This window comes from Actinomycetota bacterium (assembly GCA_030774015.1).
Taxonomy (GTDB): Bacteria; Actinomycetota; UBA4738; order UBA4738; family JACQTL01; genus JALYLZ01.
Genome location: JALYLZ010000153.1, coordinates 19,055 through 31,785, shown reverse-complemented (window position 1 = coordinate 31,785; position 12,731 = coordinate 19,055). Strand labels below are relative to the sequence as shown.

Genomic DNA, 12,731 nt, shown 5'->3' with positions numbered 1-12,731 from the left:
GAGCGGAGCCGCCCGAGCGGGCGGCCCGACCGGCCGGCTGCGCGTCCGCGCGCGGGCCATGCGCCGGCAGGCCCGGGAACGCCGTCTGACCCTCCCCACCGTGCTGGTGGTGGTGGGGTCGGCGTCGTCGGGCCGGGAGGAAATCGTGTCGCTCCTGGGGGAGTCGCCCGGCCTGCGGGTGGCCGGCTCCCCGGAGTTCCTTCCCGGCTTGTGCCGGTGGTTTCCGAACATGGAACGCCTGGTGGGGAGCGTGGTTCGGCCCCGGGCCAACGAGAGCGCCGCGTTGCACGTCCGCCGGATGCTGAAAGACGTCCTGGAGAGCGGCCCTCCGGGGGTGCCGGTCCTGCCGCTGGAGCCCAGCGCCGACGCCGCCGGCCACGTCGAGGCATCGACGATCGTGCCCACGCTCCTAACCGAGGCCGTGTTCCTCCTGGTCGCTCGCCACCCCGTCGACGAGTTCGCCGCCGCGCGCGCCGGCCGGGAGAGCCTGACCGCCGACGCGTTCGCCCTGGAGTGGGCCGGTGCCGTCCGGGAGTGGCTGGGGGTGGCCCTCCGCCGCCCCCGGGACTCGTTCGTCCTCGTACGCGGGGCTCGGTTCGGCATCCAGCACGAACGGCTCGACCCCGGGCGAGCGATCCTCCTGGGCGCGAGGCGTCCGCGCACCCTTCCGCTCGTGCACTGGATCGCCTTCCCGGAGCTGGGTCACGAGCTCGGGCCTGTCCTCGAACGGGTGGGACTTCCCGCCGGGTCCGTCGCGGCCGTCGAGTTCGCCGATCTCGGCCCCCACTCCGGCCGGCAGCCGAGCGCCGAGGAGCGACGCCGGATCGTGGAGGTCTGCGGCCGGGAGATGATGGCCCTTCGCATGCTCACCGGGTCCGACTTCCAGGACGTGGTCCCGTACATGGATCCCCGGGACGAGCCCGACCGACCGGGGATCGACCGTGGCTAGCCGGCGCGACCCCGAGAGACTGCGGGCCCCCATCTTCGTGGTGGGGTGCTGGCGGTCGGGGACCACGTTCCTGGCCCGGGCCCTGGGCCAGCACCCCAGGATCGCCCACTTCCCCAACGAGACCGGGGTTCTCCGGGGATTCTTCCGGTGGCTCGAGGACGGCGTCCAGGCCTCCACCGATCGGAAGGCCGAGGTCGGCCGGCGGTTCGTGTCCGGGTGGCTGGACGCCTACCGGCGCACCACCGGGAAGCCCCGGGTCCTGGAGAAGACCCCGCCCAACGTCCACGTCATGAACTGGGTGCTGGCCTGCTTCCCGGACGCCCAGTTCATCCACATCGTCCGGGACCCCCGGGCCGTGGTCTCCAGCATGCAGGAGGCGCGGGAGGCCAGGCTGGGCCGGGCCACGGTGGAGCAGGGGGCCCGGTTCTGGAACACCCTGGTCGGGGAGGCCCTCCGCAAGGGCGGGCGGATGCCTCCGGGGCGCTACCTCCAGGTGAGGTACGAGGCGCTGCTGGCCCGTCCCACCGCCGAGTTCGGCCGGATCCTCGAGTTCCTGGGGGAGCCCGCCGAGCCCCTGCTGGCGTTCGTGGAGCGGGAGACCGACCGCAGCCGGGCCGAGCGGTGGAGGGACCTTCTCCCCGACCCGGATGTCGCGGTGGTGGAGCAGATGTGCGCCGAGCTGATGCGGGAGCTGGGCTACGAGCCGTCCCGGCCCGCGGCCGTCGCGTCGGCGGAAGGGGAACGGGATGCCTGAGAGCGCCGCCGGCAGGTGCGTGATCGTGGGCGAGGTGGCCCAGGCCCACGACGGCAGTCTGGGGACGGCCCACGCGTTCATCGACGCCATCGCCGAGGCCGGCGCGGACGGGGTGAAGTTCCAGACCCACATCGCCCGGGCGGAGAGCACGCCGGCCGAGCCGTGGCGGGTCCCGTTCAGCCGTCAGGACGCCAGCCGCTACGACTACTGGAAGCGGATGGAGTTCACCGAGGAGCAGTGGGCGGGGCTCCGGGCCCACGCGGACGAACGGGGCCTGCGCTTCTACAGCTCGCCGTTCTCGATCGAGGCCCTCGACCTGCTCACCCGGGTGGGCGTGGCCGCGTGGAAGGTGGCCTCGGGCGAGGTGGCCAACGTCCAGATGCTGGACCGCATGGCCGCCACGGGCCTGCCCATGATCGTCTCCACCGGGATGAGCCCGATGGCCGAGATCGACGCCGTGGTGACGGCGATCCGGGACCGGGGGCTCGACCTCACCCTGTTGCAGTGCACCACGATGTACCCGACGCCGCCGGAGCGCCTGGGCCTGAACGTGATCGAGCTGTTCCGGCAGCGGTACGGCTGCGCGGTGGGCCTGTCGGACCACTCCGGAACCATCCACGCGGGGGTGGCCGCGGCGACCGTCGGCATCGACATGCTGGAGGTCCACGTCACCCTGTCCCGGCGCATGTTCGGCCCCGACGTCCCGGCCTCCATCACGCCGGAGGAGCTTCGGCTGCTGGTGGAAGGGGTCCGTTTCATCGAACGGGCCCGGGCCAACCCCGTGGACAAGGACGCCGTGGCGGAGGAGCTCGCCGGGGTGCGGGACGTGTTCACCAAGAGCGTGGTGGCCGCGGTGGACCTCCCGGCGGGGGCGGTCCTTGGTCCGGAGCACCTCACGGTGAAGAAGCCCGGCGGCGGCATCCCGCCAGAGGGCCTGGCGGGGCTCGTGGGACGGCGGGTCCGGACGGATCTTCCCGCCGACACCTTGATCGACGAGTCCCATCTGGAGTGAACTGTCGGGAATGACCCGGATCCTGAACGTCGAGCCGAAGGGGTACTCGGCCGCAGCCCGGTCCATCCTGGCGGAGGCCGGCGAGGTGGTGGACGGGGAGCTCACCCGGACGGAGCTCCTGGAGAACCTGGACGGGTTCGACGTCCTGGTGGTGCGGCTGGGGCACACGGTGGACCGTGAGGTCATCGACGCCGCCCCACGCCTGCGGGCCGTCGTCACGGCCACCACCGGGCTGGACCACGTGGACGTCTCCTACGCCGAGGCCCGCGGGGTGGCCGTCCTCAGCCTGGCCGGCGAGACGGAGTTCCTCCGTGGCATCACGGCCACCGCCGAGCACACCTGGGCGCTGCTCCTCGCGCTGGTCAGGAGGATCCCGGCCGCCGTTCAATCCGTGGCGGCGGGCCGGTGGGACCGGGACGCGTTCCGGGGCCGGCAGCTGTCGGGGAAGGGGCTGGGCGTGGTGGGCCTGGGGCGGGTGGGGCGGCAGGTGGCCGGCTACGGGGTCGTGTTCGGGATGTCCGTGGTGGCGTTCGACCCGGCAGCCGACGACATCCCCGAGAGCGTGCTCCGCGCGGACACGCTCCCTTACCTTTTGGGCGGCGCGGACGTCCTGACCCTGCACGTCCCCCTTCGCGCCGACACCGCCGGGATGATCGGTGACTCCGAGCTGGCGTTGCTGCCCGACGGCGCCCTCCTGGTGAACACGTCGCGGGGCGAGGTGGTGGACCAGGACGCCCTGCTGCGGGCGCTGCGGGGCGGCCGCCTGGCCGGGGCCGCCCTGGACGTGGTGGAGGGGGAGCGCGACGAGGCCTCCCGTGCCTCCAGCCCCCTGCTGGCGTACGCCCGCGAATACGTCAACCTGATCGTGACGCCGCACCTGGGCGGCGCCACCGTGGAGTCCATGGAGGCGACGGAAGTGTTCATGGCTCGTAAGCTGGTCGCCTTTCTCGGCAGCGCCCGCGGCCCGGCCGGCGAACCGGTGAGACAAGGAGGGACGTGATGGAGGACGGCGCACCCGCTGGACGACGCGGCCGATCCGGCGTATCGACGGCGTGGAAGAACCAGGGTTCGAAGGTCGCCTACCGGATGGCGAAGCATCCGGAGCTCACCGGCGAGGCCCGTCGGGTCCTCGACGACCTGGAGCGAAACGGCGCCGCCGTCACCAGCGTGGAGGCCCTGCTCGGTAGCGACGGCCTGTGGGGGTCGTTGCGCGACTTCACCGAGCGGCTGGAACAGTCCAAGGCCGGCGAGATCGAGGAAGCCAGGCGGGGCGCCGACGAGGAGGGCCCCGGCAAGAGCTACCTGATGAGCCTCCTTCCCTCCGGGCCGATCAAGGTCACCCCGGAGAACGAGATCCTGGCCCGGTTCGCCCTCCAGGAGCCGCTGCTCGCCGTGGCCAACGCGTACTACGGGCTGTACGTGCGCCTGCGGACGTTCGACGTGTGGCACACCTTCGCCTCGAGCCGACCGGCCCGGGACTCCCAGCTGTGGCACCGCGACCCGGCCAACGACGAGCACCTGCTGAAGGTGTTCGTGTACCTCACCGACGTCGACGAGGGGGCCGGCCCGTTCATGTACGCGGCCGGGACGCACCCGCAGGGGGACGTGAAGGCCCAGCCCCGGTCGCAGCGGGTCAAGGGGGCCGACCGCACCACCGACGAGGAGATGGCCGCCGTTGTGCCGCCGGAGCGGTGGGTGAAGGGCGTAGGCCCGGCGAGCACCATCGTGCTGGCCGACACCCGCGGCTACCACAAGGGCGGCGAGGCCAGGAACAGCGACCGGATCCTGTACTACTGCATGTACCGCACGCCCGCGTTCCAGACCAGGCGGTTCACCCGGCCCATCACGGTCTCCGCGCCGCTCGGCAAGGAGCAGCGCGTGGCGGTGTCGTCATAGGCGGGCCCGGGGTCCGGGCACCCCTGCGGCTCCTGTACGCCCGCTACCCCCACCATCCGCTCCTGGAGCGGTACCGGTCGGCCCTCAACCTTCGGGCCCGCCGGACCCTGGAAGGCATGTGGTTCTGGCCCCTCCTGGAGCGCTACCAGCAGCGCTCGGAGTTCCGGGGGGCGGACTTCTGGGACTACCTGACGCTGTACGAGGCCGTCCGCCGGCTGAAGCCCCGGGAGGTCCTGGAGTGCGGGACCGGCCTGACCACGGTGTCCCTCGCCGCCGCCCTGGCCGACAACGAGCGTGACGGCAGCGGGCCGGGGCGGGTCACCTCCATGGAGGACGTGGACCCCTGGCACGACATGGCCGTGCGGCTGTTCCCCGACGAGCTGCGGGACCATGTCGATCTGGTCCTCAGTCCCCGCGCGGAGTACACGTACGCCATGTTCCGGGGGGCCGGGTACGCCGACGTGCCGGACCGCCCGTACACCTTCGCCTGGGTGGACGGCCCCGACCCGGTCCTGCCCTCGGACGGGCAGAAGACCTTCGACTTCGACTTCCTGAACGTGGTCCGGCGTTCGGACCAGCCGGTGTGGGGGCTGATCGACGCGCGGAACATGACGGCGTTCGTGTTCCAGAAGATCTTCGGGACCAGGAAGGTTCGCCACGACGCCGTCACCGGCATCGTCTACCTCGGCCCCTGCCTCGCAGCGGACATGGAGGTGTTCACCGACCACTCCCATGCTGCGGAGCTCCGGCGGAGCGGTTCCACCACCGCCACCTGGTCCGTCAAGGGGGTGTCGCGGCGGGTCGGGGGGTTCGTCCCCGAGGGCCCCCTGGACGGCTCCGGGCGGCGGAGCAGCCGATACTTGCCATAACAGGGAGTCGGCTGCGAAGATGGCCCGGCCCCCTGCCGTGCAGGAAGCGGAAGCGCCCCATTCGGAGGTCCAATCACCGTTGAATATGCCCAGGAAGCCCCGCGTGGCCGCGTGGATCCTCTCGCTGCTGGTGTCGCTGCTCTTGCTGGCCGTCTCGCTGCCGGCCTCGGGCCAGACCGTCGGCGGCTCCATGCCCCACAACGCCACGACGTGCCCCCCGAACCCAACGGAAGTGCACACGGTCAAGCCGCCGCTGCACACGTGCGGGCGCCTGATCCTGGACGCCGACGGGCATCTGGTCCGCCTGACCGCGCTGGAGATGGGCAGCATGGGGGCGGGCGACGCCGACCCCTCGACCCCCGTGGACTGCGGCCACTGGAGCGGCATCCGCTCGTACGCCGCAGCGGACGTGGCCCGGTGGGGGTTCAACTCCGTCGAGCTCATGATCTCCTGGCAGAACCTGGAGCCCATCCCGCCCACCGTGCACGCCGACGGGTCGGTCACGCACTACTGGGCCAAGGACTACCTGGCGGCCCTGGACGAGGCGGTCAAGGGGTTCACCGACCAGGGCGTGGCGGTGGTCCTGATGATGGTCCAGTCCCGGTGGTCGACCGCATTCCAGGACCTGCAATGGCAAGGGAAGTCCCAGGACTGCGGCTTCGGGATGCCACGGTGGCTCTACCCCGCTGGCGGTGGCCTCTCCGCCATGATCCAGGCGGAGCTGTCCTTCTTCCACAACGACGGCGACGTCCAGGCCGGCCTGGTGGCGGCGTGGAAGATGGTGGCGGCGCGCTACGCCGACGATCCGCTGGTGGTGGGGGCGGTTCCGCTGACCGAGTCTTACGACATCCTGGCGGTGCAGTTCCCGGGGACCGAGAAGCTGCGCCCCAAGGACTTCCACCTGTCGGCGTTCTACACCCGGATCGGAAAGGCGATCCGCGCCGCCAATCCGAACCTGCTGGTGATCTTCTGGGACCAGAAGAGCACCTTCACCAAGCTCTTCGCGGTGGTCCGCAAACCCAGGATCTCCAACGCGGTGTACGGAGCGGAGTTCTACTCGTCCACCTGGCAGCCCAAGGGCTACGAGCGCCTGGCCGGCTACGACCAGCGGGCCTCGTCGTGGGGGCTCCCGTTCACCATGGGCGAGTTCACCATGTTCAACTACACGCTGTCGTACGGCTCGCCGTTCCCCAACTGGGAGACCAACACCCAGGCCGTGCTGCGCTACGCGAAACAGCAGCACATCGGCTGGGCCATCTGCTGTTACGGAACGGGCTCCTTCATGACCGAGGACAACCCGCACGTGGCCAAGCCGGGCATCTTGCCCCTGCTCAAGGACGACGGCTTCTGAGCCCCCAGCCTGGCGGGACCGGGCGCCATCGCGGTCTCGCCTCGCCCCATAGAGTGGAGCCACCGGTGAGAGGGGAGCGTCACTGAGCACGCCGCCCGAGCCCCCCGAGCGGGAGCGGGATTCCGGGGAAGGGTTCGGTCCGGCCGAGGTCGTGACCGAAGTCCCGGCCGTTCCCGCCGAGCAGGACGAACCCGGCGCGGAGGGGGAGCCCGGGGGAGAGGGAGGGCCCCAGCGCTACCGCACCGTGGTGCGCAAGCGCGGAGCCAGGCGGCGCCGTCGCCGGCGATGGCTCCGCGTCGTGCTCCTGGTGGCGGCCCTGGTGGTGGTGGCCGGCGGCGCCATGGTGGCGGACGGGTACTGGCAGGCCTACCGCCTGGGCAAGCAGGTGGAGGCGGCGCTGCCGAAGCTCGAGGCCGCGAGGGCCCAGCTCAGCCGAGGGAGCACGCAGTCCGAGGCGCCTTTCACGGCGGCCCATCAGGCCGTCGCCGACCTCCAGGCCCGACTGGCCGGCGAGCGGTTCACGTTCGGCTGGACCGGCGTCCTGCCGTTCCTTGGCCGCCCGGTTGACGCGGTGCGCCTGGGCGCGCTGGCCGCCGGGGAGGGCGACGCCGCCCTCAGCCTGGGCCGGGACCTGTACGGCCAGGTGCTGGGCAGCGGCCCCGGGGCCAGCCCGCTGCTGCATGACGGCGTCGTGGACCTCAAGCTGATCGAGGAGCTGACTCCGAAGGTCGAGGCGCTGGTCGGGCATCTGGAGACCGGAGACCGCTACCTCCGGGCCATCCCGCACATCCCGTTCGTGCAACGGCTGGACTCCCTGAAAGCCACTGCGCTGGCCCAGAGCGCCGAGGCCCTCCGCCTGGGCCATCGCATCGAGACCGGCGTGAAGCTCCTCCCCGGCTTCTTCGGCGCGGACGGCCCCAAGAACTACTTCCTAGCCCTCCAGAACAACGCCGACCAGCGGGCCACCGGCGGGGCCTCGCTGGGGTACGGGATCGTCCGGATCGACCATGGCCGGATGGACCTCGTCCGCGGAGGCGGGATCAGCAGCCTGAGCCAGGGGCAGGCGTTCCACGTGAGCGCGCCCCGGCCCATTCGCTGGTACCTCCGGCACGCCAGCGTCCCGCCCCGGATCGACAACGGCGTCAACTACACGCCCGACTTCCCGGTGGTGGCGGCGACGTGGGCCAAGCAGGTGTCGCGGGCGGCCGACCTGCGGATCGACGGGGTGATCGCGGTCGATCCGGTGGCGGTTTCCGGCCTGCTCCGGGACCAGCCTCCCATCCACATCGGGTCCTTCCCGGATCCCATCACCAGCCACAACCTCGTCCAGGTCACCGAGCACGACCAGTACTCGCTGGGGCACAGCGCCCAGGTCGTGTTCACCACCCAGCTGGTCCGGGCCGCGTTCCAGGTGCTGACCAGTCCCCGCAACGTCCCGCTGATGACCAAGGAGCTGACCACGGCGCTCACCGAGAAGCGGATCCAGCTATGGTCGTCGGATTCCGACCTCCAGGGCCTCCTGGCCGAGCTGGGGTGGGACGGCGCGCTGAAGCAGCCGGACGGCGACTACCTGTTCCTGGTGGACGAGAAGCGCCTGTCGAACAAGGTCGACTTCTACACACGGCAGTCCATCCGCTACACCATCAAGCTCGACCCGGCCGGGACCGGAGAGGCCTCGGCGCGGGTCCGGCTGACCAACGACACGCCGCCGGGCGAGCCGTCCTACATCACGGGCCTTTGGAAGCCCTACGGCCTGAACGTGGCCATGCTGAACCTGTACGTGCCGGCCGGGGCGGCCGACGCGAGCGTCGAGCCCGACGTGCCGGTGAAGTTCAAGACCCGCCCCAAGGCCTTCCTGACCCACACGGAGAGCCAGAGCTGGCTGGTGCTGACCAAGACGGTGGAGGCGTGGCCGGACAACCCCGCGGACGTCACGTTCCACTACTCGCTTCCCCACGTCGTCCAGGCGACGCCGGCGGGCGAGGTCTACCGGCTCACGATCCAGCACCAGCCCTTGGCGAACCCGGCCGAGATCACGGTGAACGTGCTGCTGCCGCCGGGGGTGAAGGTGACGGCTTCGGATCCCGGGTGGAAAGTCTCCGGCGATGTGGCGACGTTTCACACGATCCTGACGCGCGACATCACCACGACCCTTACGTACAAGTAGGTAAGCAGCCGGCTGGCGCGGGAAGATGACAGCTCGAGCTGTCCGATATCGACTAGTGATCGCCCTCGGCGTCTGGCGAGCGGGCTTCGAAGCCAGCGGGTCGCTCGGCCTTGGCCCTATGCCGGCGGCGGCTCTTTCTGCCCCTGCCCTTGCCGTTTAGGGCTGCTGCCTGCTCTACGTCGGGCCTGTCGGTGTATTGATAGTAATAATAGTAGTAGGCGTAGTAGTCGGAACTCGTCGGATCGTAGTTGTTCAGGACGGAGCCGATGATCCGCGCCCCCGCATTCTCGAGCTGGCGCCGTGCCTGGCTCGCTGTAGTTCGGCTGGCAGATGCAGCGTTGACCACCACCAGAGTTCCATCGGCGAGCGCTGCCAGAATCGAGGCGTCGGCCACCGCCAGGACCGGGGGGGTGTCAATGATGATGACATCAGCGAATTCGCGGAGCTGCTGAAGGACATTGGCCATTCGCTCGCCTTGCAGAAGCTCGGCAGGATTCGAAGGTACAGGACCGCTGGGAATGATCCGAAGGTTCTTGACCCCTGCGTCCTTGGAAACGCTGGAGACCGGAGACGAGTCGGCGAGAAGAGTCGACAGGCCAACCTCGTTCGGAACACCGAGGAACCGGTGCAATCGGGGACGACGGAGGTCGGCGGAGATCACGAAGACCTTTCGGCCTGCTTGCGCCATAGCAACGGCCAGGTTCGCCGCCGTGGCGGTCTTGCCGTCTCCCGCTGTCGGGCTGGTGACCACCAGCGTACGCAATGGGTCCTTGGTGGCCAGGAACTGGAGGTTGGTACGCAGCGTCCGATAGGCCTCGGCGGCTGGACTCTTCGGGTCCCGCAGGAGAACGGAGAATGCGTCCGCGTCGTTTCTCCAAGCCGGGATGTGGGATACGGCCGCAAGAACCGGTGCCTCCAGCCTGCGCTCCAGTTCGTGCTGCGATCGGATGCGATCGTCGAGCCGCTCTCTGACGAACGCCCAACCCGCCCCCAGGGTGAGGCCGGCGAACAGGCCCAGCAACCCGTCGCGCACGTGGCTTGGGCTGGAGGGGGCAGACGGGAGATTGGCGGGCTGGATGACCTCCCCGCCCTCATTCTGGACGGTGCCCGGTGGCTGGATGGTCTGAAGCTCCTGCTGGAGGACTCCAAGACGTGCGACCAGGGAGTCCCGCTCGGCGGAAAGGGTGCTTTGCTTATGCGGGTCGGCAGTCGCGGCGATCCGGCCCTCGACAGTCGCGATCCGCTGCTTGATCTTGTCGATCTCCCCGTTGATAGCCCCTGCCTGGTTCTGGATCTGGGCCAGCGCCTGCTGCCTCCGGAACTGCAAGTACGCGTCTGCGAACCCCTGGCGCCGAAGGCTCGAGGCCGACCTCTCGCACCTGGGCACCCGGGAGTTCATCAAGGTGCTGCGCCTTCTGGAGCGCGCCTCGGTGGCCGAGCTCACCGGCGCGGTACAGGCGGCCCTTGCGATCGGGGCCACGAGCTCCGACGCCATCGCCCTGATCCTTCACCACCGCCAGGAGCGCCCCGTCGCCCTGTTCTCTCTCGACGGGCACCCGCACCTGCGCCCGTACCACATCGAGGCGCCCGACCTCTCGGCCTACGCCGGGCTGAAAGGAGCATCAGCATGAAGGCCCTGGAGTCCAAGTCCCTGGTCCTGCTGCGCCACCACCTGAAGGCGCTGCGGCTTCCCACCATCGGGGCCGAATGCGAGAAGGTGGCCCGCCGGGCCGCCTCCGACGGCTCTGATCACCTCACCTACCTGCTGCAGGTCACCGAGCTCGAGCTCCTGGAGCGCGAGCGCAAGGCCGCGGAGCGAAGGCTGAAGGCCGCGCACCTGCCGAGCCTCAAGTCCCTGGAGTCCTTCGACTTCGCAGCGCGGCCCTCGGTGAACAAGGTGCTCGTGGCAGAGCTCGCTCGATGCGAGTTCATCGACCGCCGGGAGAACGTGCTGTTCGTCGGCAACCCGGGGACCGGGAAGAGCCATCTGGCCATCGGCCTTTCGGCCGCCGCCTGCGCCAGGGGCTACCGGGTGCGCTTTCACAGGGTGACCGAGCTGGTCACCTCGCTGATCGAGGCGAGGGACGAACGCGCCCTCCTTGGCCTGAGGGCGCGCCTGGGGAAGCTCGACCTGCTGGTGCTCGACGAGTTGGGCTACGTGCCGGCCTCCAAGGTCGGGGCCGAGCTGCTCTTCGACGTCATCTCCACCGCGTATGAGAGAACGAGCCTGATGGTCACGACCAACCTGCCGTTCGATCACTGGACCGAGGTACTGGGCTCCGAGCGCCTGACGGGGGCCACGCTCGACCGGCTCACCCACCGATGTCAGATCATCGAGACGAAGGGCGAGTCCTACCGGCTGCGCGATGCCAAGGCCCGGATCCGAAAGCCGGGGGCGCCAGGCGAGCCGGGTCCGAAGGAGATGGCTACGGCAGACCCTCCAGGAGCCATGGAAGGAGGACCCCGAACCCGCTAGCATCCGACCCAGGTGCTCTCCTTTTCGACCGGCCACCGTTAGCCTTTTCAACCGGCGTTCACACATCCTGAGCCTCGCGTTCGGAGTCAGGCCCAGCTCCTTGGCGAGCGGTAGCACGGTGAGTCGGTAGAAGTTCGCGGCCGACACGCCGCTCATCGCGTCGAAGGTGGACACCGCCGCGCAGTACGCGGCGAGCAACGTCCGGTCGGTCCGAGCGAGCAGTCGTAGGCGCGTGAGCTCGGGGACGACACGTTTCCACTCCCGCTTGGCCGCCGCATCGAGGGACGCCGGCATCGTGGGTTCGGCGACGACAGCCTGCACTCCATCGTTGCGCGGGTTCCTGTTCCCATGAAGTCGCCGCACCTCCGCCGTCATCGACAGCGGACCTCGCTGGCCACTCATGCTCCAATCCTTGACCCGGCTTCAAGGATCGGAGTGCTCGTCCCGGCTTCGCAGCACCAAAGCCGGGAGGCCGGCCTACCCCCGGCTCCAACACTCGTCGCAGAGGGACTGCCCTGCGTGGGGATGGGCTCCTTCAGACAAGCGGGCGGAGTGCGGGTCAGGGTTTCTGACTGAGGGGGCCTCGGGAGAACTAGGCCGAGCGGCCACGCGTTCGCAGAAGTGCACGGGTGTTTGCTGGAGTTGCACAAACTACACGGGTGTCGTTAGGGGGGCTAAAGGATCGGGGCGGAAACTGTGACGCGGCCACGCGTCGGCACACGAGTGCCCTCCGGGTCGGCTCCGAAGATCGAGGCGCCAGGAGGTGGGCTGGCCCGACCACGGGCAGGGCGGGAACTTCTCGCCCTCCAACAGGATCCGGGCGTGACCATGCTCATCGATCCACCGTCCCGGCTGGGGGCAGATCTGGTCCGTCCTCGCCATTTGGCTCCCCTACGCGGGCTCCTTCCAGAAGCTCTCCGCGCTTGGTCTACGTCGTTCGCCGCAGCGGCATGCTGGCCCCACAGCCAGGCATGGGCCCTTCTCGGCTCGAGTGACGACGAGGCCGCCGGGGAGTCTGAGAACAAATCGACAGCGACCTCGGCTACGGCTGCTCTGTGGCTGCGCGAAGGTTCGAGCGGCCGGCAGTCTGGTGGGCACTGATGGTCAGCGCCCGGTGGATCTCCTGGGTCCCCTGGGACCGTCATCCCTGTTGATTTGAATCCTGGCCTTGGAGCCAGTCACGCTCGCTGTGGCAGCGAGCGAGCGTTGGGACTCCGTGATGCTCCCCACTAGGACGGCTTGGCGCCAGAAGGCCGA

11 protein-coding genes and 1 pseudogene are annotated in these 12,731 nt (G+C 69.9%); 10 read left to right on the top strand and 2 right to left on the bottom strand.

Translation table 11 applies throughout. The features are described from left to right. From M3Q23_15330 to M3Q23_15295, 8 genes are all read left to right on the top strand, one after another. On the top strand, window positions 1–949 hold a 949-nt coding region (locus tag M3Q23_15330; protein MDP9343431.1), incomplete at its 5' end, for a hypothetical protein. Beyond that, entirely contained in the window at window positions 942–1,703 is a 762-nt protein-coding gene (locus tag M3Q23_15325; GenBank protein MDP9343430.1) for a sulfotransferase, read from the top strand. The genes M3Q23_15330 and M3Q23_15325, both read left to right, overlap by 8 nt. Beyond that, window positions 1,696–2,715: an N-acetylneuraminate synthase family protein gene (locus tag M3Q23_15320; protein ID MDP9343429.1), complete on the top strand. Its 1,020-nt coding sequence runs from the start codon at window positions 1,696–1,698 to the stop codon at window positions 2,713–2,715. Before M3Q23_15325 ends, M3Q23_15320 begins: the two co-directional genes overlap by 8 nt. Before the next feature lie 10 nt (window positions 2,716–2,725). Further along, the gene (locus M3Q23_15315; GenBank protein MDP9343428.1) at window positions 2,726–3,715 is read left to right on the top strand and encodes a hydroxyacid dehydrogenase; all 990 of its coding nucleotides are present in this window, start codon (window positions 2,726–2,728) and stop codon (window positions 3,713–3,715) included. An 86-nt stretch (window positions 3,716–3,801) separates the two neighbouring features. Then, entirely contained in the window at window positions 3,802–4,611 is an 810-nt protein-coding gene (locus tag M3Q23_15310; protein ID MDP9343427.1) for a phytanoyl-CoA dioxygenase family protein, read from the top strand. Between the two features lie 116 nt (window positions 4,612–4,727). Further along, window positions 4,728–5,480 carry a hypothetical protein gene (locus M3Q23_15305; GenBank protein MDP9343426.1) on the top strand — a complete coding sequence of 251 codons (753 nt, stop codon included), beginning with the start codon at window positions 4,728–4,730 and terminating at the stop codon, window positions 5,478–5,480. 103 nt (window positions 5,481–5,583) lie between these two features. Beyond that, entirely contained in the window at window positions 5,584–6,831 is a 1,248-nt protein-coding gene (locus tag M3Q23_15300) for a glycoside hydrolase family 5 protein (protein MDP9343425.1), read from the top strand. 151 nt (window positions 6,832–6,982) lie between these two features. After that, a complete protein-coding gene (locus M3Q23_15295; protein MDP9343424.1) occupies window positions 6,983–8,998 on the top strand; it encodes a DUF4012 domain-containing protein in 2,016 nt (671 codons plus the stop codon). A gap of 52 nt (window positions 8,999–9,050) precedes the next feature. On the opposite strand, the gene M3Q23_15290 is transcribed toward M3Q23_15295, so the two are convergent. Then, window positions 9,051–10,325 carry a polysaccharide biosynthesis tyrosine autokinase gene (locus M3Q23_15290; GenBank protein ID MDP9343423.1) on the bottom strand — a complete coding sequence of 425 codons (1,275 nt, stop codon included), beginning with the start codon at window positions 10,323–10,325 and terminating at the stop codon, window positions 9,051–9,053. Window positions 10,326–10,401: 76 nt separating this feature from the next. Between M3Q23_15290 and M3Q23_15285 the strand changes: the two genes are divergently transcribed. Beyond that, entirely contained in the window at window positions 10,402–10,629 is a 228-nt protein-coding gene (locus M3Q23_15285; GenBank protein ID MDP9343422.1) for a hypothetical protein, read from the top strand. Then, window positions 10,626–11,474 carry an IS21-like element helper ATPase IstB gene (gene istB, locus M3Q23_15280; protein MDP9343421.1) on the top strand — a complete coding sequence of 283 codons (849 nt, stop codon included), beginning with the start codon at window positions 10,626–10,628 and terminating at the stop codon, window positions 11,472–11,474. Before M3Q23_15285 ends, istB begins: the two co-directional genes overlap by 4 nt. 207 nt (window positions 11,475–11,681) lie before the next feature. Here istB and M3Q23_15275 read toward each other — a convergent pair. Beyond that, window positions 11,682–11,768, bottom strand: a pseudogene (locus tag M3Q23_15275) (hypothetical protein). Between the last annotated feature and the right edge of the window lie 963 nt (window positions 11,769–12,731).

Coding starts and splice junctions, on each gene's coding strand:
- M3Q23_15320 (MDP9343429.1), top strand. CDS start 1,696: ATGCCTGAGAGCGCCGCCGGCAGGTGCGTGATCGTGGGCGAGGTGGCC.
- M3Q23_15315 (MDP9343428.1), top strand. CDS start 2,726: ATGACCCGGATCCTGAACGTCGAGCCGAAGGGGTACTCGGCCGCAGCC.
- M3Q23_15310 (MDP9343427.1), top strand. CDS start 3,802: ATGGCGAAGCATCCGGAGCTCACCGGCGAGGCCCGTCGGGTCCTCGAC.
- M3Q23_15305 (MDP9343426.1), top strand. CDS start 4,728: ATGTGGTTCTGGCCCCTCCTGGAGCGCTACCAGCAGCGCTCGGAGTTC.
- istB (MDP9343421.1), top strand. CDS start 10,626: ATGAAGGCCCTGGAGTCCAAGTCCCTGGTCCTGCTGCGCCACCACCTG.